The organism is Nitrospirota bacterium, assembly GCA_016212185.1.
Taxonomy (GTDB): Bacteria; Nitrospirota; Thermodesulfovibrionia; order UBA6902; family DSMQ01; genus JACRGX01.
The window spans coordinates 12,887-37,508 of the sequence record JACRGX010000047.1; the positions used below are offsets into that span (position 1 = coordinate 12,887).

A 24,622-nucleotide genomic window follows, 5' to 3' on the forward strand; every position below is an offset into this window, starting at 1 on the left:
AGGAGAGCGTCCCGACACGTCGGGAAGGTCGTAGGTTAAAAACTACAGGGGTTTAGAGATATAGGCATTAAGGGCGATTAGCTCAGTGGGAGAGCGCTTCCTTCACACGGAAGAGGTCGTAGGTTCAATCCCTACATCGCCTACCATGATTTAGAGTAAGCAGGGAGGTCGTCCCGATTCATCGGGACATCGCCTACCATTTATTAGAAAAAGGCTGCGTTAATGCAGGATGCAAAATACTAAAGATTCTGCACTATGCGCAATGATTTATTTTTAAAATTTTCTGCGCAGGGCTTTTTCAACTGCTTCAGGCACAAGCCCTTTTACGCTCCCGCCGAATGAAGCCACTTCTTTTACCATCGTAGAAGTCAAAAAAGTATATTCCTCGCTCGGCATCATAAAGACGGTTTCAATATTTGTATCAAGCCGCCTGTTCATGAGCGCCATCTGGAGTTCATATTCAAAATCTGAAACTGCCCTGAGCCCCCGCACAATTGCAATCCCGCGGCTGTCTTTTACATAATCAACCAGCAGGCTGTCAAAGGCCTCAGCCCTTGCGCCTTTAAATCCGGCCATGGCTTTTTTTATCAGTGCAAGCCTTTCTTCAAGGGTAAATAGAGGCTGTTTCCTCGGGCTTGGCGCAACAGCGACTATTACTTTGTCAAAAATCTTAAGTGTCCTTTGAATAAGGTCAATATGCCCGTTGGTAATGGGGTCAAATGTACCGGGATAAATTGCAAGCCTACTCATCCCTTGTCTCCCCTGCCTGTTTGTAAAAGCTTAGCACAGTATCTCCGTATCTGTAATCTTTTAAAAACATTAGACTGCCGAATTCATGCGGCAGTTGTTTCTTAACAAAATGCTCTGCAATCACAACACCTTCACGTTTAAGCATGTGTGATTTGCCGATTGCCGTCAGGGCCTCGTTTAGCTCCTCCTTGTGATACGGAGGGTCCAGAAATATTATATCAAAACTCATGTCTTTTAGTTCCCCGCCCTGGAGTAATGGAAGGACTTTTTTTGTTATTACCCTTGATTTCCGGGCAAAACCTTTTTTTGAAATAATCTGAGTTATACTTTGCGTATAGCTTCTGCCTGCATCAACAAAGATTACCTCTGAGGCGCCGTGTTTCAGCGCTTCAATCCCGATGGCGCCTGTCCCTGCATAAAGGTCAAGGAATCTGGCATCATGGATTTTATCGCGCAGTATGTTAAACACCGCCTCTCTGACTTTGGATGTGGTCGGTCTGAGGGTCTTGGACATATCACATCTTAGCACAGGGAATATTTATTGTGAAATGGACACTCCTTGACATAAACATGAGTTCATTGATATAAATAAAGGTGTCTTATTTTGTCATTCCTGCGGATGCAGGAATGACAGACGAAGAAATATACATTTATCACACAGTTTCCGATTATAATCATGAAAGGAGATAACATTGAGTTTAATACCAATAGTTATTGAACAGACGGGAAGGACGGAAAGGGCATATGACATATATTCAAGGCTTCTTAAGGACAGGATTATTTTTATAGGCTGTCCCATAGATGATATCGGCGCAAATACGGTAATTGCACAACTCCTTTTTCTTCAGGCAGAGGACCCGGACAAAGATATTCACATCTATATCAACACCCCGGGCGGAGTAGTTTCTTCAGGTCTTGCCATATATGATACTATGCAGTACGTAAAACCTGACATTGCCACATATTGCATGGGGCAGGCGACGAGCATGGGAGCCCTGCTTCTTGCCGCAGGGACCAAGGGCAAGCGGTATGCCCTGCCCAATTCAAGGGTAATGATACACCAGCCCATAGGCGGATTTCACGGGCAGGCAACAGACGTTGAGATTCAGGCAAAAGAAATGCTTAGAATGAAAGATGTGCTGAATAATATCCTTGCAAGACATACAGGACAGCTGGTTGAAAAAATACAGGTTGATACCGAAAGAGACTATTTTATGTCAGGCGCTGAGGCTAAAGAATACGGCATTGTGGATGAAGTTATAGTGACGGTTAAAAATAAGAAATAAACTAAGCCTGCCGGCTGGTCTACGACTCGTAGAGCAGGCAGGAATGAAAGGAAATAAAAGGGAATAGATTATGAGAGAAAATAAAATGCCGGCAAGAAACGGCAGCGATTTAAAATGTTCTTTTTGCGGCAAGGCAGGCAATGAAGTGAGAAAACTCATAGCAGGACCTGAGGTTTACATCTGTAACGAATGTGTAGGTCTTTGCAATGAAATCATGGCAGAGGGGATTGAGCCTGCCTTTGATGTTTCTGCATCGCCCAAGCCGCCGCTTCCCAGAGAGATAAAGAAATTTCTTGATGATTATGTAATAAGCCAGGAAAGGGCAAAGAAGATACTTTCAGTTGCTGTGCACAATCACTACAAGAGGATAAACAATCCGGGCAAGTCTGATGTGGAATTGCAGAAAAGCAATATACTGCTTATCGGCCCCACAGGCACAGGCAAGACTATTCTTGCGCAGACGCTGGCAATGTTCCTTGACGTGCCGTTTACAATTGCAGACGCCACAACCCTCACAGAAGCAGGCTATGTTGGCGAGGATGTTGAAAACATAATACTTAAACTCCTTCAGGCGGCAAACTACGACGTTGAAAAGGCCCAGAGGGGAATTGTATATATTGACGAGATAGACAAGATTAGCCGCAGATCTGAAAACCCGTCCATAACAAGGGATGTCTCCGGTGAAGGGGTTCAGCAGGCGCTTCTGAAAATTATTGAGGGGACCACTGCAAGCGTTCCGCCTCAGGGAGGCAGGAAACATCCGCATCAGGAATTTATTCAGGTAAATACAATAAACATTTTGTTTATCTGCGGCGGGGCTTTTGTGGGCATTGACGGGATAATAGAGCAAAGGCTCGGCAAAAAGGCAGTCGGATTCGGAGCTGAAATAAAAGGCAGGCAGGAGAAAAAGATCGGCGAAATACTCGGGATGGTTCAGCCGGAGGACCTGCTCAAATACGGGCTCATACCGGAATTTATCGGACGCCTGCCTGTTGTTGCAACGCTTGATGAGCTTGATGAGCAGGCGCTGATCAGGATTCTTACCGAACCTAAGAATGCGCTTGTAAAGCAGTATCAGAGACTGCTTTCATTTGACAATGTCAAATTAAGATTTGATGAATCAGCCTTCCATGCAATCGCAAAAGAGGCGATAAAGCGCAAGACCGGCGCAAGGGGCTTAAGGGCCATCCTTGAGGATGTGATGCTTGACGTCATGTATGAAATACCGTCACAGAGTGGGATTAGGGAGTGCATCCTGACTGAGAATGTGATTAATAAAAAAGAGAAACCGATTCTGGTATACGAAAGACAGGCAGAAAGCGCATAGGAAGTTTTTCTATTTCTTTTTTGTTAACCCGTGTGTAAGAAGCGTTCTGAACTTTTCTCTGAGTCCGGCATCCTTTAAGCTGCTGATTGTATCTTCTATATACGCGTAGTCCTCTTTTGAAAGCCGGAAGGAGCGGGGAACGCCTTGTTCAATGTCCGGATTCTTATCCGGCTTCCCAAGTTTAAACCTGATATCCTCTATATTATGGTGCCTGAGTTTTTCAGATATCTCCTGTTTATAAAAACTCAGGTGGTGCATCCACTGAGGCGTATCAACAGCGATAAAAATGGTTTTGCCTTTTATCAGGTCAGGGGATGCGTGCGCGGCAACAGTAGCGCCTACAATGCCTGCCCACTGCTTTTTAATTGCTTGAAGTTTAAGACTGCTTTCTAAGCCGTAGTCTTTGACAAACTGCCTGAGGATATTACCGACGCGCTGCATAGGTTAAGAGGTAAGAGTTTTTAACTTATCACTCATAACTCAGTTACACTGCTTTTTTTACTGCGCCGGAACGGATACATCGGGTGCAGACAGGAATTCTTCTTACTCCATGCTTTGTCTGGATTTTAATCCCCTGCAGATTCGGAGAGAAAATGCGTTTCGTCCTGTTATTTGCATGACTTACGTTATTTCCGCTTACGTTCTTTTTTCCACATACCGAGCAAACTGCCATTTTGCAATATACCTCCTCACGTGCATTGATTGAACAAAAGGTGATGATTATGATAACATTAACAGACTAAAGTTACAACTCAGGACAGAAATTAGATTGAAAAGAGGTCGCGTTGAGCAAATTAAGGGTCTACGAATTAGCAAAAAAACTGAATGTAGGCAGCAAGGACATTATTGCGGAGCTTACGAAACTTGGCATAGAGGTTAAAAGCCACAGCTCAAGCATAGAGGATAAGGACGCTGAAAAAATAACCAGAATTTTTACAAAAAAGACAAAGGCAGAGGCGCAGACTCCGGCTAAAACCTTAAAAGAAGCACCAAAACCACAGCTTCCCAAAAAGGAAGACAAGAAAGTCAAAACCGCTGAAGAAAAGCCGCTGAAACCTCACAAAGAAGTGAAAATTGAGGTGAAAAAAGCAAAGGCGGCAGTTGAAGAAAAAGCAAAAGAGGTTATACCTCCTGCTGCAGAAATTCCTTCCAAACCCCATCCGGAAATGAAACCTGAAGAACCGCCTGTTGTTCAGACTGTGCCTCCGGCAGAAGTCCCTGCCGCAGTTGAAGAGGAAGAGATAAAGGTTCCGGACAGATTCCGGAAGGCTGTTGAGATTGAGAAGTTTACAAAATTTAAGGGTAAGCCCGGCATGCAAAAGGCCTTTGACACCATGAAGCGGGTTGAGGTTGTAAAAAAATTTCATGAGGCGGGCGGCCCGGCTTATAAAAGGCATGATAAAAGGCATCATACGCCGGGTGCAGATGCAAAGACTGCGGCGCTTCCGACACAGCCCAGGAAGCGCGTGCTTAAATTTCAGGAAGGCACAACTGTAAAGGAATTTGCAGAACTAATCGGGCAGAAACTTTCCGAGGTGTTTAAAAAATTTATGGAGCTCGGCTATATGCTGACTATAAACCAGCCTGTAGATATAGATGCGGCGCAGATTATTGCCGAGGCCTTCGGAATAAAGATTGAACCTGTGCATGTTGAGGATGTGGAAGGCCTCATTGAAGAAGAAGTGGATGTCTCTAATCTTAGGCACAGACCGCCGATTGTAACTATTATGGGGCATGTTGACCACGGGAAGACCTCGCTTCTGGATACAATAAGAAAGACAAAAATTACTGAAACAGAGGCAGGCGGCATAACCCAGCATATCGGCGCATACAAGGTGAGGCTGAATGACAAGGAAATAGTCTTTCTGGATACGCCGGGTCATGAGGCCTTTACGATGATGCGGGCAAGGGGCGCTAAGGTGACGGATATTGTTGTGCTTGTGGTGGCTGCCGATGACGGAGTAATGCCTCAGACCATTGAAGCAATAGACCACGCAAAGGCTGCAAATGTCCCGATTGTTGTTGCGATTAATAAAATAGACAAGTCCGAGGCAAATGCGGCAAAGGTCAGGAATGAGCTTGCCCATCACGGCATAGTTTCGGAGGAGTGGGGAGGGCAGAACATCTTTGTGGAGGTCTCGGCAAAACAGAACATAGGGATAGACCGCCTGCTTGAGATGATTTTGCTTCAGGCGGAAATGATGGAACTGAAGGCTGATTACCAGAAACATGCCAAAGGCACAATAATAGAGGCAAAGCTGGATAAGGGCAGAGGACCTGTCGCTACCGTAATTGTTAATTCAGGCACGCTTAAGGCAGGAGATGTCTTTCTGGCCGGAACGCTTGCCGGCAGGGTGCGAGCCCTCGTTGATGATCACGGCAGCAGGGTGGAGTCTGCCGGACCTTCAATGCCGATAGAGGTGATTGGTTTTCCCGACATCCCCCAGTCCGGTGACATATTTGTAGTCATGGATGATGAAAGAAAAGCAAGACAAATTGCCATGAACAGATTTCAGAAACAGCGGGCTGTTGAAACAGCAAAGTTGAGGAAGGTTACCCTTGATGACCTCTACGACAAGATCAAGGAAGGAGAGATAAGGGAACTCAACATTATTATAAAGGCTGATGTTCAGGGATCTACCGAGGCTGTCAAGGACACACTTGAAAACCTCAGCCATCCGCAGGTTAAGGTCCGGGTAATCCATACCGGCGTGGGAGGAATCAATGAATCAGACGTCATGCTTGCAACTGCCTCCAACGCAATCATTATAGGTTTTAACGTGCGTCCTGATGCAAAGGCCGCTTCGCTTGCCGAAAAAGAAGGGGTTGACATCAGACGCTACAATGTTATCTATGATGCGATTGAGGATATTAAGAAAGCGCTTGAAGGTCTTCTTGAACCGACCATTACTGAGAAAGTTCAAGGCAGGGTTGAGGTGAGAAACCTGTTTCATATCTCAAAAATCGGGACGATTGCAGGCTGTTATGTCCTTGACGGCACGATTGCAAGGACCTGTACCGGGATAAGGGTCATAAGGGACAACATCGTTATCTATGACAACAAGATAGCGTCTCTTAAAAGATTTAAAGATGATGTGAAAGAGGTTCAGGCAGGATACGAGTGCGGTATTCAGATAGAGAATTTCAATGATATCAAAGTGGGCGATATTTTTGAGGCCTATCTTATGGAAAAGGTGGCAACGAAGTTTAATTAAGAGTTAAACTGTAATTGTATGTTAGTAGGCGTTCTAACCCTTGAACTTCATCTGCTTGAGGCAGATTCCCTGAAATCAAAGCGTTTTATCCTCAAGAGTCTTAAAGACAGGATAAGAAATAAATTTAATGTTTCTGTCGCAGAGGTCGGAGATAACGACCTCTGGCAGCGTACCGTTATAGGAATTGCCTGCGTTGCCAATGAGACGAGGGCGATACACCAGGTGCTCAACAGCATCAGGGAGATGGCTCTGAATATACCCACAGTTGAGATGATTAATTCAAAGATGGAGATACTTTAGATAGATGGGCTATAACGGCATATATGCCCTCAAAATTTTAAGAACGCAACCATGATTATTATCTGTCATGCTACAAAAAAATTTACTAATGAAATTGTAAGTAAAGCGACATTCCCAGCTATTCTGTCATTCCGGCTTGTCCGGAATCTTTCTTTGTTTTCAGAAGGATTCCCGACGCTCCCGAAGTTTCGGGATTGCGGGAATGACAAATATTGAATGCTGACCTAAGGAGATGCAGTGCATCCGTATAAACGCACAGTCAGGGTAAACGACCTTCTGAGGGAAGAAATCGCAGAGATTATAATGCACAAGCTTAAGGACCCGAGGGTTGGTTTTATTACGGTCACCGGCGTCAAGACAAGCGATGACCTTAAGAATGCAAATGTCTACGTGAGTGTGCTTGAGGACTCAAAACGCGATGAGACCATCGGGATTCTCAAGTCATCAGCAAGATTTATAAGGAGCGAACTAAGCGGAAGGATTAGAATGAAATTTGTCCCCCAGCTTTTTTTCAGGCTTGATGAATCCATAGAATACGGCGCAAAGATAGATAAAATACTCAACGAGATTAAGTCGCGGGAAGATTCCGGAGATAAAGAAGATGAAGGTTCTGCCTGAAATCACAGGACTTATAAAGAAAAACAAAACATTTCTTATAGTAAGCCATCTGAACCCTGACGGCGATTCTGCCGGCTCTTGTATCGCCCTTGCCCTCGGACTGAAAAAAATTGGCAAGACGGCATTTATCTTAAACAAGGACCACCTGCCGAAAACACTGAAGTTTCTGCCTTTTTCAAATTTATTTAACCGGCTGCCTAAAGGCAGGCTCAGGGAATTTGATGTTTTGTTCCTTCTTGACTGCAATAGTGCGGACAGGACGGGGATCAAAATCCCTAAGGCTAAAAATATTATTGTTATTGATCATCACATACAGCATAAAAAGATGCAGGATACAAGATGCAGGATACAGGATAAAGGATGCGACAAGAATACTGTGCTTAAGCCTGACATTGAATGGATTGAGCCAGATGCATCGGCTACGGGAGAGCTGGTGTACAAACTTCTTAGTGCCCTCCGCATTCCAATGAATAAGGGAATTGCCTCAAATTTATATGCTGCAATCTTTACGGATACAGGAGGCTTCAGGTATTCAAATACAACCCCTGAATCGCTGATTATCGCCTCCCGTCTCATTGTAGCGGGCGCGGATCCGTGGCAGGCGGCAAGAGAGATCTATGAGAAGATGTCTTTTAACCGCGTGAAGCTTTTGACGCTTTGTTTAAAGACATTAAAAAAACAGGATGGTGTGGCGTGGGTTGCAGTTACTCATGATATGTTTGAAAAGACCGGCACCTCGGTGCAGGATACGGAGTATTTTGCAAATTATCCGAGGAAGATTGAAGGAGTTGAGGTCTCAGTTTTCTTTCGCCAGAACAGAGAGGAACAATTCAAGGTAAGCATGCGCTCAAACGGCAAAGTGAATGTTGCTGATATATGTGCGCTTTTCGGGGGAGGAGGGCACTCAAACGCCGCAGGCTGTACGGTCCATGGCGCTCTAAAGGAAGTTCAGAAAAAATTGCTCAAGGCAGTCAAAGAAGCTGTTAAACAAATTAAAAAATAATGTTCATTAGCGATTCTGAAATGATTTTATGGACATTGTAATCAACCTCAATAAACCCAAAGGCATCACGTCGCAGGATGCAGTAACCGCGGTAAAAAAGATTTTAAACATAAAAAAGGCAGGGCATGCAGGCACGCTGGACCCTTCTGCCACAGGTATCCTCCTTGTATGTGCTGATAAAGCTACGAGGCTTGTATCTTATTTTTCTTCTCTTGATAAAGAATATATTGCTGTGATGAAATTAGGCGAAGCAACTGATACTCAGGACTCATGCGGACATATTGTTGAAAGGGCGGACAAGGTTGATGTCCGGGAGGATGAGATTGAGAATGCGCTCAAGTCCTTTGCAGGAAGGATACTGCAGAAGCCGCCGATGTTTTCCGCATTGAAGCACAAGGGACAGCCTCTTTACAAATTTGCGCGAAAGGGCGTAGATATTCCCCGTGAGCAGAGGGAAGTCCATATCCGCAGGATTGAACTTTTAAAAACATATTTACCATTTGTCTCATTCAGGGTGTTATGTTCAAAGGGGACCTATGTCAGGACACTCTGTGATGATATCGGCAAAAAACTCGGCACATTCGCGCATCTGTCTGAACTTGAGCGCAGTGCGATAGGGCCGTTTGGGATTGAAGATGCCTTAAATCTTGATGAGATACCAAATCCCCCCTGTCCCCCTTTGCTAAAGGGGTGTGAGGGGGGATTTGAAAGCCATTTTCAGTCCAAAGGTATTTACAGCATGGATGCAGCGCTCTCGTGGATGCCTGAAATAAAGGTCAAAGAACCGGTTATAAAAAACGTCAGAAACGGCAATCCCATCAAGATGAATGATTGTCTTGAAATTCCCGTTAACCTGAATGCAGGCGACAGCGTTAAGATAAAATCACCTCAGAGTGAATTTCTTGCAATAGGCAGCCTTATTGAAAACTACAAAAAAACATTCAGAATGGACATTGTTTTTGCATAAGGTTTTCCCCGCAGTAATGCCGGTGGATATCCTTACCTTCGGGTTCCTCGCTTTTCTTTTTGCCGTTACGGCTTTTTTTATGAAACAAATACCAAATGCCGTCTTTATCCTCGTGATGTACGCTGTCCTGTCAGCCGTACTTTTACTGCTCATATATCTCAGGGCAAAAAACAACAACCGGATAATAAGACTGGCATATGACATTGTCTTTCCGGTTATTACGGTATTTCTGATATTTGACAGCCTCGGCGGTTTGATACGTTATATAAATCCAAGAACTTATGACCCCCTGCTGATACGCCTGGATTACCTGCTTTTTGGCAGATACCCGACAGTTGCACTGGAGAGCCTTACACATCCTGTAATTACCGAATTTCTTCAGCTTGCCTATTTATCGTATTATTTCCTGCCTGTAATTCTCGGCGCGGCTTTAAAGCTAAAGGGAAAGGATGACGCATTTAATAAATCACTTTTCCTTATTGTCCTGTGTTTTTATCTCTCTTACATCGGTTATATCTTATTCCCTGCAATCGGGCCCCGGTACACTATAAACCACCTTCAAAACATTGAACTGCACGGGATATTTCTGAGGGATATTATAGATAATACACTTAATGCGCTTGAGGGAACAAAGAGGGATGCATTCCCGAGCGGACACACCGCAGTAACTCTTGTAGTGCTTTACCTTGCGTACAGATTTCAAAAACCTCTTTACAACATTTTTCTCCCTGTGGTCCTTGCGCTCCTTGTCTCAACAGTATATCTGCGCTATCATTATGCCGTTGATGTAATCGGCGGAGTCCTGCTTGCAGTTTTTACGGTTTATGCGGGAGAGAGGTGCTACGACTGCTTATCCTTTCCGTCTTCATCCTGAATAGAATCAGAGTGACAATGCCGATTGTGAATAAAATACCGCCTGCCAAGGCCCACGAAGCGCCCGGGTCTTTGCTTACCTGAAGAAGGACTGCCTTCTCAGGCAGTGCGGTGATGTCTTTTACATTGACATTAAGGCCCATCTGAAGCGAAGGCTGGTTGGGTTTGATTTTGTCCGGCAGGATAACGCCTTTGTCTGACAAATATTCTATGTTAACCTCCCAGTCGGAAATATATCCGTCAGGAGATGCACTGATGTTTATATCCCTGATGCGGAGGAAGTCATTGTCAGTTGATATTACAAACATGGTCCCTTCATTGGCAGCCGCTACAGCGCTCAATCCGCCGGCTGCGCTTAAAAGGTGCGCGAATAAGATAAAAAGAAATCCGGTATGTATCACCTGAGGCGAGATTAGCAGAAGCAGGTTGGTCCCCTTGCGTTTTTTTACAATAGATTCAATACTGCAAAAAAGCGTGTTGACTGTAAGTATCAGAAGAATTCCCAGCGAGCACCAGAGCCACCACGTCACGCTCAATGGCTGTCCTGCCAGCCATTGAAAAAAAGGAGCCGAGTGAATGGTCTGGAACTCTTCCCTGACAGGCATGATGAACGCGCCTGCAAGGAACATAGCAACAAGGAGGAACAAAGACCATAAGGTAGTCTTCAGTGAAAAGAAGAAGTCTGTGATGGTTTTTAAAAATTTCATTTAAAAATTGTCATTCCCTCCATAATATTAACGGCATATATGCCTGAAGAATTTCAAGGCAACACCTCTGAGTCATGCTGCCTTTCTTTTATGTTCAGGGCAGATACTATAAACTTTTGCAGCATGACAGATAATAATCATGTTGTATTCTTAAAATTTAGAAGGGATATATGCCGTTAATATCCAGTAATTACAACCCTCCTCTGCATTCCTTTTTTAAAAGCTGTGCGAGCTTTTCATCAAAAGGCTCACTCCAAGATATGTAAAGAGTACAACGGCAAACCCGGCAATGCCTAAATACGCAAGCATCTTATCCGTCCACCGCTGCCTTAACCGCGCATGAAGGTGAAGCCCGTAGAACAGCCATAAAATGCTGGTCCATAATTCCTTAGGAGTCCAGAGCCAGTAAGTCCCCCATGCAAGATAGGCCCATATGCCTCCGAATACTATGGATAATGTAAAAAGGCAGTAGCCGATAAGTATGGCCCTGTATTGCAGGCCCTCAGTATTGTCATCTTTTCCCCTGAGATGAAGATACCCGAGTATCGCCGCAATTCCAAAGAGCGCATATGAAAGAAAAGCAAGCACAACGTGCGCCTCAAACCAGAGTGTTTTTAGCACAGGCGGCAGGGGGGCATTGTTTTGCTTTGAAATAAGAGAGAATATTGTAAAGGCCGAGGCTGTTACTGCCAGTCCGCCATGAAAGAGCGGCTGTTTTTTTAAAATAACAACAAAGGGAATGGAAAATGCAATCAGGGATGCGCTCAGAAAGGCAATGGTGTCGTGCGGTCCGACAAGTGGAAGCCTTCCGAGTGAAAGCCCTCTTGAGATTATGTATGCAGTCTGAAGGAGAAGTCCGATATACAAAAAAGACTTTTTCACAAAAGAAAAAAGATAAGCCCCGAAAGAAAGTGCAAGTAATAACATAGGATGATTTATGATTAAGGAAATTTTACAAAGTCATTCCAGTATTGAAACAGTTTTTTAGTTGCGTACAAATCGCCGAGGCAGTATTTTGCAATATCAAGATACCGGCCTTTTTTATAAAGGTCTCCGACTTCAAGCCCTGTAATGCCCTGTTCCTTAGGGCTTTCTATTCCAAACGCCTTACAGCACATATGGAGGCTGAAATTTTTTCTGCTCACAGCGCCCAGGAATGTAAGCTGGTCAAACAGGTCCACATGTGATGTGCTGTTGAAACGCGGGGGCATCAGGTCTTTTGACGGTTTTATCTTAAGCGCCGCGGAGCGCAGGATGATGAATGGGGCATCAAACGCCCTGCCGTTAAATGTGATTATCTGGTCGTATTTTTTTACAGTCTCCCAGAATTTTTTTAGCAGTCCTTCTTCTGCGCCGGCAAAATATTCTATTGAATTTTCTTCAAACGGAAGCGGCGGGTTATCCCCTGCCTGAAAATACACAAACCCCTTGTCAGACTCCATTTCAAGCATGCCTATCGCCGCTATCTCACCGGTAAGAGGCGAGAGGCTGAGCTTATCCTTTGCCTCCTGAATCTCCTCCTCGGTCTCAGCAGACTTAAGAAGGTTTTCCTTTGTCAGTTCATCAAAGGACTCAAAGTCTCTGCCGATTGTCTCAATGTCAATCACGATTTTTTTTGCCACAGGGTTTTTTACCATGTCCGGATAGAAATTTACAAGAGAAATGTTAGCAGGTTTATTTGAAGAAGATGCAGTATGGAGTTTGTCTGAAAACTCAGAATCCGGCTCATACATTAATCAGAGCCTTTTCCTGAACACTGAAAAAACCCCTTCAAAAACTTTTTCATAAAGGGAACGTCTTGCCCACAAAGCAGGGTCAATCTTTACCGACTGGGACAGGTCTTCTTCAAAAACTTCGGTCAACTGCCGGGTGAATACCTCACCTAAAATTCCGACATTCCCCTCGTCATTCCTCCTGAGCGACTGAAAATCAAGATTCGCAGAGCCGACTATGCTCCAGCAGTCGTCAAAGACCGCTGTCTTGGCATGCAGGATTTTACCCTGATAAGTATAGACCTCTATGCCGGCCTTTAATAATTTCGTATACGATGCCCTCGCAACATAATCCACGGGGAAGAGATCGCTTTTGTCCGGCAACAGGATTTGCACCTTAACCCCTCTTTGGACCGCATCTTCCAGCGTCATTAATATCCTCCTGCTGGGAGTAAAATATGCAGTTGTGATCAGAATCCTTTCCCTTGCATTGTTTATGCTGTAAAAAAATAACTTCCTCAGCCTTCTCCTGCTCCTTGCAGAGTTGGAGAATATGGGAATGACCGGGACCCTATGATTGCCCGTATGAGCCTCCTGTGTGTGAATAATCGGCTCCCCTCTCCATGCGGTCCAGCTTTTTCTGAAAATCTCAAACAGGGTTTGTGCGATAGGGCCTTCCAGATAAATTCCGGTATCCCTCCACGCCTGCTTTCTTATTTTTAAATAACCATGGTACTCATCTGCAATGTTGAATCCGCCGGTAAATGTCTTTTGCCCGTCTATTATCAAGAGTTTTTTGTGGTTGCGGTGGATGTAATGCCCGGGTGAGGACCACCGGAACGGGCGTGAAACCCTGAGGTTAATGCCCGCCTTTTTCATGTCAGACCAGAAACTCCGCGACGTCATGAAAGAGCCGAAATGGTCATAAAGAAGATATACCTTTACACCCTGCCTTGATTTTTCCTTAAGCAGGTCCGCCAGTCTCCTGCCTGTGTCATCATCTCTAAAGATGTAAAATTCAATGCAGATACTGTGCTGGGCGGCTGAAACAGAATCAAAGATTGTCTGAAAGGTCTCAGCGCCGCTCTTTAGGAGGCGGACATAGTTATCCGCTGTAAAAGGTATGCCTAAAATCTCTTCAATCTGTGTCTGACTAAAGCATCCTGATGCAAAAGATTCAGACATGTCCTTTAATCGCCTGCCGCGCCCTCTCAATAAATAATCTTAGTTTTTTATGATCCTTAATCCCCTTTTGATTTTCCTCAACGCCAGTGACCGCATCAACGCCGTAAGGTTTGACCAGTTCTATGGCCTCGGCAACATTATCAGGCGTAAGCCCGCCTGCAAGGATTATCCTGCCGAATTTTTTTGCCTCAAGCGCAACGTCCCAGTTAAACGCCTGTCCTGTGCCGCCCGGAAGGTCCGGGGCGTAAGCATCAAGCAAAAACGCAGAAACGCTCCTGTATGTGATTAGAGGTTCAAGGTCGGTTAAATCCTTTACCCTGATTGCCTTAATGACCTTCTTTGAAAGAATACATTTCTCAGGCGGCTCTGAGCCGTGAAGCTGAATGATGTCAAGCCCTGCGTAATTGACGGTTTTTTCTATCACTGACGGCTTCTCATCAACAAAAACTCCGACTGTGGTTATAAACGGCGGCAGTTTGGAAATAATCTCTTTTGCGGTTTCAGGCGTAACGGCGCGCGGGCTTTTGGGATAAAAGACAAAGCCGAGGGCGTCCGCGCCGAATTCCACGGCGGCATAGGCGTCTTTAAGATTCGTCGTACCGCAGATTTTTATCCTTACCATAGCTGATATAGTTTAGCAGAAAATCAGCGGGCTTTAAATGAGAAAAAAGGGGAATGCTATTTCTGTGCTGGTTTCTCTTTAACCGTAAAATCAGGGATTGAAAATATCACCCGCAGCCCCATTTTTTCCGCATCGCTTATTTTTTTGAATGTATGGTCAAAATATTCTTTGACAAACGCAAGACTGCAGCCCATCAAAAGACCTATAATAAAACCCAGCGGGATGACAATTATCTTTTTAGGAAACACCGGCCCGTTTGAAAGAAATGCCTTGCTTAAAATGCTTATATGCATTGACGTAGGGCTTGTGGAGCCCTGCACCGCTTCTTCCCTTCTTTTTGAAAAGGTATCATAAGATTGTTTAAGCAGGTCCATTTCAAATTGAATTTTCTGGGTTGTAATATTCTGTTTCTGGAGTTCCACGTTCCAGTTTACAATATTGCTTATTTCATTTTTTATGGCGGCTATCTGCTTATTAAGCGTTTCCAGTTCACTGGCAAGCCCGTCTTTATATATCCGTATCTCAGACCTGAGAACGTTCAATGTGTCTCTCATCTGTTTCTCAACCGGCGAGGCTTTGTCGCTTGACTGCGTATATACCCTCAGTACTTTTCCGTATTCCATAAAAATGTCCTGGAGGGATGTGCTGAGATTGGCAATGGCTGACTTGTCTATGAAAGAAAAAAACTGGATGCCTTCTTTCTTGAGAGCTGTTTCCAGGTATTCAATCTGCATCTTTTTTTCTATGGCTGAATTTCTAAGGGTATTCAGCTGGGTTTCAAGTTCCTTCTTTATCAAAAGGTTGTTTTTCAATTCCTCTGAAGGGTCTGAAATTTTATTTTTCTCTATCATGCTTATCCAGTCTTTTCGTTTTTTATCAATCTCTTCGCCAAAACCTCCGGCTCCCTTTGTAAAATAAGTCTCTGCTTCATCCGGATAATAAATTTTCATCCGGTATTTTATATACTCGTTCAGCAGGGCGTCCAGAAAAGTTACTGCATATGCCGGGTCATTGCTGTGAAAAGTGACCTCTATGGCATTTGATACCTCTACGACTTTAGTCTGCAGTTTTTTCTTTATGTTGTAAACTTCCTTGTTGAATTGTTTCTTGTCGCTTTGCTTATCAGGCAGAATTATGTCCAGAAGCAGTGATATATTTAAAAATCCGCCGCCTTCAGGGCGGTATAAATTCCTTTTCTTCAGGGAGTCAATTGTCATTTCAATAACATCATGGGAGGTCAGTATCTCCACTTCAGAGGAAAGGTCTTCCGGCGTAACCGGCGAATAGCGGATATCCGACTTTTCCAAAGCCTCGGGGTTTTTAAACTGGCGTTTGATCTTTATAAGAACAGTTCCGTAAGAAGCATAGGTAGGAGGCCAGAAAAAGGCTATCAGGACAGCGCATGTAAAGACAAATACTGTAACAGCAACGATTAACCGTTTCTGCGCAAAAAGCACGGTAAGCAGCTCTTTTCTGTAATCCTCAAACTGCAATACACCTTCCTCCTGTCACTGAAAAGTTACGGCTTTGCCGCCTTATGGTTCAGCCGGTTCATCATGAAGTTCCCAGCTAAATCCAAAACTCCACCCTCTGAAAAGCAAAATTTCAGAGACGTCGCGCATTAATTCCGCCGCCTTGTTGATAGGTCTTTTGGGAACGTATAAAATATCATCGGGTCTTAAATAGAAAAATTTGTATTCTCTGTTGTTGTTATTAAATTTATTTGCGAAATCAATCCTCGTTGCAATCATCCGGTCATACTGCCTTCTGACAACAAAAATATCATTCAGCCTGGCCTCCCGCATATAACCTCCTGCCATTGCAATAGCCTGTTCAATAGTCAGGGGTTTAGGGATATCGTAAACCCCGGGCTTATAAACCTGTCCCAGGACATACATCCTGGAGCCTGCATGATGTTCTAAAAAAAGGTCTACATAAAGTCCGGGGATTATTTTGTCATACTTTTCATTAAGCTCATTGTTGACGTCGGGAAAAGTCCTGCCTCCCACAAAGATACTGCCGACTATCGGAAATGTCACATATCCGTCAGGCCTCACAGTTACCAGCCTGCTCAGCCCCCTCGGCGCGGTTTTAAGGTCAGCCTTCAGTTCTTTTATTGATGCGCGGTACTCGGGAACCAGCACCTGAATTTCGGGATTCTGAAGAATCCCTTTGTAGCGCCCGCTCAATTCAGTCTGTATTTCTTCAATTGTTTTTCCCAAAGCTTGAAACTCTCCGATATAGGGAAGGGCTATATTCCCGTCAGGATGCACCTTATCATCAGTGTTTAATTCAGGGGCGTGGAGGAATTTTATGCTTGTAAAATCATCGATTCCCAGCCTGTAGTCTGCCTTTTTCTCCCATGTCTTAATCTGAAAAAGGACATCCAGAATATCTCCCGCATTAATCTGATATGCGGGCCAGAATTCATAGGGACTGTTTTTTTGATCAAAAGAAAAGGTGGTAAGTTCATACGACGCTTCACCGCTGTCTTGGTCTGCTTTTTTATGACCCGAAGCGCACCCGATTATAAAAAAGATAAAAAGGACGTATAGTAAGCGCTTCATTGCCCCCTTCTTTTCAATATAGGGTCTAAATTTTCCCATATAAAAACCGTGGTATGTAATATTTCCGTTTATTAAGGACTGCGCCAATAATATTGCCTCCTGACATCTTCAGCTTATTTTGAACCGTTTCAGCAATCTCCCACGTTGTCTTTTCACACTCAACAACCAAAATGATTCCGTCAAAGCATTTCGCAGAGACCAGCGCATCAGATGAGCCGATTACCGAACAGCCGTCCACGATAACATAGTCAAATTTCTGTTTGAGATTATCCAGCGTTGTCTTGAAATCCACTGACCTGAACAGGTCTGCCGTATTTTCAACAGAAGCGCCGTGAGTTATGACATACAAATCTTGCAATTCTGTGTCTCTTTCAACATCCCTCACTTTTCCATAACATAAGTCTGTAAGTCCGGAGCCGGCATCAATACTAAAAACCTCATGGAGACGCGGGGTGTGGAGGTTGCCGTCAATCAGCAAGACTTTGCGGCGTGCATTCCGGGAAAGGGCATATGCCAGACTTATTGCGGTAACAGTCTTACCCTCGGAGGCATTACAGCTCGTAATAAAAAAAACTCTAACCTGCCCGTCCTTGGCAGTGCTGAGCAGATTGCCTTCAATCTCAGACAATTCCCTTGAGTTTTTCTCAACCAGCTTCTTAATGTCAGGTGACAATATGCCAGTCATGATTATGATTATACTATAAAAAACTGGGTTTGTGAATTTTTTAAAATACTGCTAAAAACACAGAGAAAATATTCATTGTAAATTCATTCCCGACAGGTCGGGACAAAGTTAGCACTTAAAATTTGCATTTTGAAATGATAATTGATAATTTTGCAATAAATCCACTCTGTGCCCTCTGTGGTTAGCTGCGTCATCTGCATCAATGATAATTCTGCTATAATTAAGGAATCAGGAGCCTTGTTTTGGACCATAAAGAAAAAGAACATACCGCTAAAACCATAATTAAGTATTCCTCCAGCAACTTTTACAAACAGTTATTAAGTGTCTTTAATGCCTTCATAAAACCCAAACTCCTCTCTCCTGAAATGTTCGGCCTGTGGAACCTTCTTTATATTATCCCTACATACGTACCTTATATTCATTTAGGTTCGCGTTATTCAATGCGTTATTTTATTCCTTATCACGAGGAAAAAAAAGAACTGCAGAAAATAGACGACCTCAAGGGAAGCGTATTCTACGGCACTCTTTATTTAAACATTTTAGCCGCGGCAGTTATCGTCATTGCCGCCCTAACAGGCAACTTTAATCTTGTTACAACGACAGGGCTGATAGCGATGGCGGCCCTTGTGCTCATATGGTGGTATTATGAATATTACATCAATTATCTTAAGGCGCTGCAGGACTTCAGCCTTATCACATCTTCAAATTATCTCCTGACTACTGTCGCTTTCTTCTCAAGCCTGCCCCTGCTCTATTTCTTCAATATCTACGGCTTATACATCAGCGCGGTACTTTCAAATCTCGCCGTTATTTTCTATCTGAGGGCAAAACATCCTCTCGGGATTAAAACAGGATTCAGGTATTCTGTTTTTGCGGACCTTGTTAAAAGGGGCTTCCCGATTATGATTTTCTTAATCAGCGACCTTATGATACGGACCTCGGACCGGATTGTAGTCTCTTATTTTTTAGGCAATGAACAGTTAGGCTACTACAGTATTGCCATCATGGTTTTAAATTTTGTCATGCAAATCCCCGGCGCCTCCCGTGAAGTCGTTGAGTCCAAGTTAATGAAAGATGCCGGGAGCAATTCCAAAGAGGCAATTCTCAGGGAATATTTTTTCGGTCCCCTTGTTAAGACAGCTTATTTAATGCCCCTCCTGCTCGGCCCTATTGTCCTTGTACTGCCCGTGCTTATCCCTGTATTATTGCCCCGATACATTCAGGGGATTGTTTCAGCGCAGATAGTGACTCTCGGGTGTTATTTCCTGTCCATGTCATACACTGCACGGGGGATTTTGATTGCCAGCGGCCTGCAGTTAAAGGCTTTTTATATTTCTATTTTGGTTCTGACAGGGAACATACTCTTGAGCATAATCTTACTGAAATCAGGGCTGGGCATTAAAGGCGTTGCCATATCCTGCAGTATCTCTTATTTTCTGCTTTTTATTGGTTTTTTCATGTTTATTAAGAAAATGTGCTTTCACAACCAGGCTGACTGGAAAACCGCCGTAAAGGCCTTGAGCCTGCCGTTTCCCATCATGTGCGCGGCAATAGTCTTACTTAATTACATCTCTGCATATTTGTCCTTAAATATCTTTGTCACCACTTTGCTCAGCGCCCTGATTTTTTATGCGGTCATGTTAACAGTTGTTAATAAAGCGGAGAAAAAGTATTATTTTCTGAAAGGAGTCAGGCTGAAAAATTTATGGCAGGAACTGTGACCGGCAATTCGTTGTTTTTTAATATTCACTCTTTGGTAAGGATAAAAGCCGAAGGCCTTGTCCCTGAGGCAGATAAATTACTGCTAAGACATTTCAGGCTTTTCCCGGATAAGGATGGACTGCAAGGCAGCAAAGCAGACATCCTTATATCTCAACTCAGGCATAAAAATATGCCTTTTTTACAGACACGCAATACGCGTGATCCCTCCGCGTTCTGGATAAATAAACACGAAGGCAACTTTTTTATTGTATTCGGCAGTATCAAAAAGCCTGACATCCTCATCAAACTCTCTGAAAAAATGGAGCTGTTCTATACCCCGAAGAAAGGCTGTGCGTGGAGAATATTTGACTGCCTTGTGCTTTGCATCCAGCTTGCCCTTCAGAAAAAAGGCGGAATGCTTTTTCACGGCTCTGTCATGAATCAGGCGGATAAGGCCGTCCTGCTTATAGGTCCCGGCGGCATAGGGAAATCAATCCTTGTACTGAACCTGCTGAAGGAAGGCTGGAATTATCTGAGCGAAGACAAGTTTATTTTATTTGACGGGAAGGCTTATATATTCAGAGATTACATACCTCTTACGGATTATCATTTTGATATATTCCCGTGGCTTTACGGCATGAGATCACTGGATAAGAATACACTAAGGCATACCGCGTTCAGAAAGCGTTTTAAAAAACTTGCAGAGAGTTATCTTCCGTCCTCCGTGCTTCAGCATTTGAAATACCTCTACAATCCTCCTATGTTTACGGATGTGGCTGATATTTGTCCGGACTGTAAAATTATTCATACCGCGGAGCCTTCAACAGCATTGATTTTAATTCCCGGAGCTGAGTTCAGCTTTGCAGAAGCCGGGAAAGAAGAGATTATCGGAAAAATCAAAGCCATTCAGTGGTCGGCATTTCCAATGTTTGAAGATGTCCTTAGGCTCCTCTCGCTATACGGTTATGAGAGCAGGCATGACATAGATAATATCATAGAAAAGAGCCTCAGCGTCCGCAGATTTTATGCGGTAACCATCCCCAATGAAAGCCCTGATAATATATACAGGAATTTTAAGAAATGTTTAAGTCAAGTGTCATAATTCCCACATACAACAGGCCCGAAGAGCTGAAAAACTGCGTCAAGTCGCTATTGGAGCAGACGGTAAAGCCGTATGAGATTATCATTGTTGATGACGGAAATCTCAAGGAACTGCCCTTTGAAAAAGAATGTAAAGAGGCCGGCATACGGTATCTATATCTCAAAAAAGACACGCCGGGGCTTACGGCATCAAGAAATTTAGGGATAAAGGCATCAACCGGAGACATAATTTTCTTCCTTGACGACGACGTGGTTTTATATTCCGACTATACAGAAAAAATACTCGCCGTATATGAAGAAGACGCCGGAGGAAAGATAGGCGGTGTCGGCGGGGCGATAACAAATCCAAAACCTCTTAAACTAATCCAGCGCCTGCGGAGAATAGTCAATATTATTTTTTTAATATCAGGCTTCCAAGAGGGCAAAGTTCTTGCTTCCGGGTTCAGCACAAATTACGGCGCAACCGGTTCGCCCATACGCAAAAAAACCGAGGTTGATTTCCTCTCAGGCGGCGTAAGTTCTTTCAGGAGGGGACTCTTTGACAGTTTCGCATTTGACACCGGGTTTTTTCACAAATACCGCATTGGAGAGGACAAAGAATTTACTTACAGGGTGTCCAGAAAATATAAACTTATCTATACACCCGACGCAAAACTTCTTCATATGGAATCCCCTGCAATGAGACCTGATGATTTTGCAAAGGGGAGGATGTTTGTCCTGTTTTCATATGTTTTTTTCACACGGTATAAAAAAAGTGGAATATTAAGCAGGCTCTTGTTTTATTACGCCCTTTCGGGATATGCATTATCGCGCGCAATAGTCTTTGTCTTTTCGCCGAACAGGAGGACGCTGGAACGGTTAATAGGCGTTCTTCACGGGATAAAGGAAATCTTTTCCGGAGAAGCGGCACTCGTCGTATAGAGTTAACCATGGAGAGGTCGCAGAGAAATATTTTTAAATAGATATAGTGTCGCCGTCAACAACTCTAATGCAAAGAGAATAGTCCTGAGCAGCAGTACTGCTCAGGACTATTGAAGTTATCAGCAGCAACGTATCATAAAACAAAAACTATCAGCAGTAATTTTATGGAATGTTTGGCAGGCATCTAATAACTTCTCCTTTTAAAGAAAGATTCCGAACAAGTCGGAATGACAGGCTCGGCAAATAGGAATGACTGTTGCGGTTGTCTGTGATGTCATGGGTAGACATCTACATATCTTCAGCAGTATCTATTTCCTTGAGAATATCTGCTATCTGTCCATTAAGCACAGGAAGTTTATTTTTTATAATATCCCAGAGCAATGAGTAATTAATGCCAAAGTATTGATGTATCAGGACATCTCTTAGTCCTGCCATCTCCTTCCATGAGATTTGCGGGTAATGTTTTCTAAAACTCTGTGGAAGATTTTTAGTCGCCTCTCCAATAACTTCCAGCGAGCGCACAAAACTTCTTATGTATGTTTCATTTTGCATAAATGACTCAAAAGTAAGATTTTCAGAATTCTTCATAAGGTATCTTACCTCATCAGCAATATGAATCAGATAAGGCTTATACTCCTTCAAGATATTTCACCTCTTTTAAAACATATGGCCGGATATGCGGACTAATCATCTCATTGGTTAAAAGGTCCACTTTTTTCTGAAAGATTTCCTCAAGAAGAAAGGATAGGTCCATATATGTATCAAAATATCCCTCGAAATTTTTGCCGAATGAAGATGTATCAAACTCAACGAGCAGGTCTATATCACTGCGCTTTTTTTGTTCCCCCCTTACATAAGAGCCGAAAATTCCTATTTTTTTGACGGAATATTTCCTTAAATCACCGGCGTGGTTTTTTAATATGCTGAATATCCTTTTAACTGTCAGTTCCTGCTTCTTCCTATATTTCATAGTCTGCGCCTCTTTTTTCATTATTAATTATACCATTTATTAATAAGCTGTTGACTATCTCACGGCTCCCTGTATTCATCTATCACCCCGTCTTCATTGTAATCTGATATCCAACAAAAATCCTGTCGGCAGGATTAATATCAAAAAGATTCCCTATGAGTCGTAGACCGGACAAGTTTACCCGCCTCTGGCGGCGCCGCAGGCAGGCTCGCTGTCCATTTAAAATTTGCATTTTGAAATGATAATTGATAATTTTGCAATAAATACATTTTTATTACTTCACCACCGGTTCTCCTGTATAGACGACCCTGAATTTATTTGTCGGGATTTTTTCCACATTCTTATAAAAGCCGGGAAAAAGCTCATCCCATTTCTTCCGGTTGCCGTCAGATGACGGAGCCAGCAGTTGAGCCTGCAAAGCCATTGCGCCGCCGTTGTCGCCTAAAAACATACCGTATTTCTGAAGCGCCCGCGCTATAATCTTCCCTTCCCTGTTAAGCCCCCATTTATCAAAATCCTTTTCTGTGATTGACGGGTCAAGCTGAAAGCGTATGCCTTCAATAGGATATTGCCTGCCCGCATATTTGCCGTCGCTGCGTGACGCAGGGGGCAGAAAGATGTTTTTGCCGTTTTCCGCCTGCCGGTTTTTGGGGAAAGTAAATACAAGGGCATGGCGTATCTCCCCTGCCTTTAACTCCTCGGGCCTGATAAGTCCTGCAATAAGCGGAAAACCCGACCCGCGTCCTCCGCGCACCTGCCATCTCTCCCCTTCTTTGTAATCTCCAACGCCTGTTCCATCAAGCCGCCAGATATTTAATGTGGTGGATTTTGGCGTCTTGTCATCTATCCAGCCGAATCTTGAAAGCTCCCATGAAATCCCTTTAAAAAAATCAACGATGCAGATATGCCCGTCCTCCGTTGGCTCTTGCCACATGTTTTTTAATATTGGAATCCCTTCATCGCTCCAGCCGTCTCTGTCTTTATCCCATGTGTCAAAAATCTTATCGCTTCTCACTTTAAGCAGAGGGATGTTATCAGAATTTACCACCCAGACAGGAATACTGTAAACTTTGGCAAGCCGTATATTTTTAGCCTCTGCTGAGGCAAAGGCAATAATCTCATCTGAATCAGGATGTGTCAGGGCATCTGCCTTAACAGGTGTATTCCACAGCGAATCGTCTGAAAACGGCCTCCATAAACCGGGAAGGCTCTGCCCGACAACAGCGGTGTTTGTGTGATCGCCCATATAAAGCTCATGTAAAACCGGTTCTGCCTGCCGCTCTTTTGTATATCCAGAAGCAAAAATAAAGCTGACTGCTACTGCAGTAAAAAAAATAGTCAAGGCTGTGCGCCATTGATATTCCCTGTAGCAAGCTACAGGGAATCTAATGTAAGGAATATATTTTATTATATTCGCTCGCTTGACCCTGCAGTCCCGACACATCGGGACAGGGAATATGCTCGCTATCCATTTAAAATCTTTACGCATCATGCTTTTTTATACCATAAACTTTTAAGGTTTCCATCATCATCCTCTCAATTGAGAATTTTTCAGAGACCATTTTGTATGCAGCCTTGCCCATCATCGCACTTTCTGCAGGGTTTTCAATAAGCCGTAGGATACCTCTTTCCAGAGCCTCTGAACTGCCGGGCTGTACCAATAATCCTGTCCTGTTGTTTTCAAGCAAATCAAGAATCCCGCCTGTTGCTGTTGCAAGAACAGGCAGGGCGCATGCACATGCCTCAAGCAAAGCATAAGGATGCCCTTCGGACAAAGACGGCATGCAAAAGGCATTACAGCAATTCAGGATTTCCCTCACTTCATTGCTAAAACCTGTGAAATGTATATTTCCTTCAAGTTTTTCATCTATAACAAGAGATTGCAATTCCTTCTTCATCCTCCCTGCCCCGATAATAAGGCAGTGGAGCCGGGGATGTTTTTTCACCGCGTTTTTCATAGCTTGTATAAAGTATTTATGCCCTTTCACAGGCTCAAGGCGGCCCACTACTGCAATGAGATAATCATCTTCCCTGATGCCGAATAATTTTCTCACGGCACAATCACCCTCAGGGGATTCCGTTATTTTTATGCCGTTGCTGATTATTGCAATA

The 24,622-nt window shown here is 43.7% G+C and carries 27 protein-coding genes and 1 tRNA gene; 12 read left to right on the top strand and 16 right to left on the bottom strand.

The features are described 5' to 3' along the window. Positions 1 to 71: 71 nt before the first annotated feature. Positions 72 to 146 (top strand) — tRNA-Val (locus HZA10_05215). A gap of 127 nt (positions 147 to 273) precedes the next feature. Here HZA10_05215 and coaD read toward each other — a convergent pair. Next, positions 274 to 750, bottom strand: coding sequence for a pantetheine-phosphate adenylyltransferase (coaD, locus tag HZA10_05220; GenBank protein MBI5195699.1), 477 nt, complete (start codon positions 748 to 750; stop codon positions 274 to 276). Further along, a complete protein-coding gene (gene rsmD, locus HZA10_05225) occupies positions 743 to 1,264 on the bottom strand; it encodes a 16S rRNA (guanine(966)-N(2))-methyltransferase RsmD (GenBank protein ID MBI5195700.1) in 522 nt (173 codons plus the stop codon). Before rsmD ends, coaD begins: the two co-directional genes overlap by 8 nt. A 178-nt stretch (positions 1,265 to 1,442) precedes the next feature. Between rsmD and clpP the strand changes: the two genes are divergently transcribed. Together clpP and clpX are read left to right on the top strand one after the other, a co-directional pair. Continuing rightward, complete coding sequence (gene clpP, locus HZA10_05230; protein MBI5195701.1) at positions 1,443 to 2,036, top strand: ATP-dependent Clp endopeptidase proteolytic subunit ClpP; 594 nt, start codon at positions 1,443 to 1,445, stop codon at positions 2,034 to 2,036. A gap of 85 nt (positions 2,037 to 2,121) precedes the next feature. Further along, a complete protein-coding gene (gene clpX / locus HZA10_05235) occupies positions 2,122 to 3,363 on the top strand; it encodes an ATP-dependent Clp protease ATP-binding subunit ClpX (protein MBI5195702.1) in 1,242 nt (413 codons plus the stop codon). Positions 3,364 to 3,372: 9 nt separating this feature from the next. Here clpX and HZA10_05240 read toward each other — a convergent pair whose 3' ends face one another. Beyond that, on the bottom strand, positions 3,373 to 3,804 hold the full coding sequence (locus tag HZA10_05240) for a DUF721 domain-containing protein (GenBank protein MBI5195703.1): 432 nt from the start codon (positions 3,802 to 3,804) through the stop codon (positions 3,373 to 3,375). A gap of 43 nt (positions 3,805 to 3,847) precedes the next feature. Next, a complete protein-coding gene (locus HZA10_05245) occupies positions 3,848 to 4,036 on the bottom strand; it encodes a 50S ribosomal protein L28 (GenBank protein ID MBI5195704.1) in 189 nt (62 codons plus the stop codon). Positions 4,037 to 4,148: 112 nt separating this feature from the next. Between HZA10_05245 and infB the strand changes: the two genes are divergently transcribed. From infB to HZA10_05275, 6 genes are all read left to right on the top strand, one after another. Then, positions 4,149 to 6,578 (top strand): translation initiation factor IF-2, encoded by a 2,430-nt coding sequence (infB, locus tag HZA10_05250; protein ID MBI5195705.1) that lies wholly within the window; start codon positions 4,149 to 4,151, stop codon positions 6,576 to 6,578. Positions 6,579 to 6,596: 18 nt separating this feature from the next. After that, positions 6,597 to 6,878, top strand: coding sequence for a DUF503 domain-containing protein (locus tag HZA10_05255; GenBank protein ID MBI5195706.1), 282 nt, complete (start codon positions 6,597 to 6,599; stop codon positions 6,876 to 6,878). Between the two features lie 237 nt (positions 6,879 to 7,115). Further along, the gene (rbfA, locus tag HZA10_05260; GenBank protein MBI5195707.1) at positions 7,116 to 7,496 is read left to right on the top strand and encodes a 30S ribosome-binding factor RbfA; all 381 of its coding nucleotides are present in this window, start codon (positions 7,116 to 7,118) and stop codon (positions 7,494 to 7,496) included. Continuing rightward, positions 7,480 to 8,499, top strand: a complete 1,020-nt coding sequence (locus HZA10_05265) for a bifunctional oligoribonuclease/PAP phosphatase NrnA (protein ID MBI5195708.1) — start codon at positions 7,480 to 7,482, stop codon at positions 8,497 to 8,499. The genes rbfA and HZA10_05265 overlap by 17 nt, the downstream gene beginning before the upstream one ends. Before the next feature lie 28 nt (positions 8,500 to 8,527). Then, positions 8,528 to 9,466, top strand: a complete 939-nt coding sequence (gene truB / locus HZA10_05270; protein ID MBI5195709.1) for a tRNA pseudouridine(55) synthase TruB — start codon at positions 8,528 to 8,530, stop codon at positions 9,464 to 9,466. After that, a complete protein-coding gene (locus HZA10_05275) occupies positions 9,459 to 10,340 on the top strand; it encodes a phosphatase PAP2 family protein (protein MBI5195710.1) in 882 nt (293 codons plus the stop codon). The genes truB and HZA10_05275 overlap by 8 nt, the downstream gene beginning before the upstream one ends. On the opposite strand, the gene HZA10_05280 is transcribed toward HZA10_05275, so the two are convergent. The 8 genes from HZA10_05280 to HZA10_05315 all read right to left on the bottom strand — a co-directional run bounded on the left by HZA10_05280 (position 10,282) and on the right by HZA10_05315 (position 17,817). Next, complete coding sequence (locus tag HZA10_05280) at positions 10,282 to 11,046, bottom strand: hypothetical protein (protein ID MBI5195711.1); 765 nt, start codon at positions 11,044 to 11,046, stop codon at positions 10,282 to 10,284. The two genes, HZA10_05275 and HZA10_05280, sit on opposite strands and share 59 nt — an antisense overlap. 216 nt (positions 11,047 to 11,262) lie before the next feature. Then, positions 11,263 to 11,973, bottom strand: coding sequence for a cytochrome c biogenesis protein CcsA (ccsA, locus tag HZA10_05285; protein MBI5195712.1), 711 nt, complete (start codon positions 11,971 to 11,973; stop codon positions 11,263 to 11,265). A 14-nt stretch (positions 11,974 to 11,987) separates the two neighbouring features. Further along, positions 11,988 to 12,779 (bottom strand): ribonuclease H-like domain-containing protein, encoded by a 792-nt coding sequence (locus HZA10_05290; protein ID MBI5195713.1) that lies wholly within the window; start codon positions 12,777 to 12,779, stop codon positions 11,988 to 11,990. 3 nt (positions 12,780 to 12,782) lie between these two features. Further along, positions 12,783 to 13,943, bottom strand: a complete 1,161-nt coding sequence (locus HZA10_05295; protein ID MBI5195714.1) for a hypothetical protein — start codon at positions 13,941 to 13,943, stop codon at positions 12,783 to 12,785. Then, on the bottom strand, positions 13,936 to 14,565 hold the full coding sequence (locus HZA10_05300; protein ID MBI5195715.1) for a phosphoribosylanthranilate isomerase: 630 nt from the start codon (positions 14,563 to 14,565) through the stop codon (positions 13,936 to 13,938). The genes HZA10_05295 and HZA10_05300 overlap by 8 nt, the downstream gene beginning before the upstream one ends. Before the next feature lie 56 nt (positions 14,566 to 14,621). Beyond that, entirely contained in the window at positions 14,622 to 16,058 is a 1,437-nt protein-coding gene (locus tag HZA10_05305) for a GumC family protein (GenBank protein MBI5195716.1), read from the bottom strand. A 42-nt stretch (positions 16,059 to 16,100) separates the two neighbouring features. Then, positions 16,101 to 17,132, bottom strand: coding sequence for a polysaccharide biosynthesis/export family protein (locus HZA10_05310; protein ID MBI5195717.1), 1,032 nt, complete (start codon positions 17,130 to 17,132; stop codon positions 16,101 to 16,103). 25 nt (positions 17,133 to 17,157) lie between these two features. Beyond that, entirely contained in the window at positions 17,158 to 17,817 is a 660-nt protein-coding gene (locus HZA10_05315; protein MBI5195718.1) for a CpsD/CapB family tyrosine-protein kinase, read from the bottom strand. Positions 17,818 to 18,059: 242 nt separating this feature from the next. On the opposite strand from HZA10_05315, the gene HZA10_05320 reads away from it, so the two are divergent. Genes HZA10_05320 through HZA10_05330 form a run of 3 tightly spaced genes read left to right on the top strand, consistent with a single transcriptional unit; the run spans position 18,060 to position 21,540 of the window. After that, a complete protein-coding gene (locus tag HZA10_05320) occupies positions 18,060 to 19,538 on the top strand; it encodes an oligosaccharide flippase family protein (GenBank protein ID MBI5195719.1) in 1,479 nt (492 codons plus the stop codon). Beyond that, entirely contained in the window at positions 19,523 to 20,620 is a 1,098-nt protein-coding gene (locus tag HZA10_05325; protein MBI5195720.1) for a hypothetical protein, read from the top strand. The genes HZA10_05320 and HZA10_05325 overlap by 16 nt, the downstream gene beginning before the upstream one ends. Next, on the top strand, positions 20,599 to 21,540 hold the full coding sequence (locus HZA10_05330) for a glycosyltransferase family 2 protein (protein ID MBI5195721.1): 942 nt from the start codon (positions 20,599 to 20,601) through the stop codon (positions 21,538 to 21,540). The genes HZA10_05325 and HZA10_05330 overlap by 22 nt, the downstream gene beginning before the upstream one ends. 288 nt (positions 21,541 to 21,828) lie before the next feature. On the opposite strand, the gene HZA10_05335 is transcribed toward HZA10_05330, so the two are convergent. From HZA10_05335 to HZA10_05350, 4 genes are all read right to left on the bottom strand, one after another. Then, positions 21,829 to 22,128, bottom strand: coding sequence for a DUF86 domain-containing protein (locus HZA10_05335; GenBank protein ID MBI5195722.1), 300 nt, complete (start codon positions 22,126 to 22,128; stop codon positions 21,829 to 21,831). 40 nt (positions 22,129 to 22,168) lie between these two features. After that, complete coding sequence (locus tag HZA10_05340; protein MBI5195723.1) at positions 22,169 to 22,510, bottom strand: nucleotidyltransferase family protein; 342 nt, start codon at positions 22,508 to 22,510, stop codon at positions 22,169 to 22,171. A gap of 274 nt (positions 22,511 to 22,784) precedes the next feature. Next, positions 22,785 to 24,002, bottom strand: coding sequence for a hypothetical protein (locus HZA10_05345; GenBank protein MBI5195724.1), 1,218 nt, complete (start codon positions 24,000 to 24,002; stop codon positions 22,785 to 22,787). Further along, entirely contained in the window at positions 23,992 to 24,564 is a 573-nt protein-coding gene (locus HZA10_05350) for a glycosyltransferase family 4 protein (protein MBI5195725.1), read from the bottom strand. The genes HZA10_05345 and HZA10_05350 overlap by 11 nt, the downstream gene beginning before the upstream one ends. Positions 24,565 to 24,622: the final 58 nt, after the last annotated feature.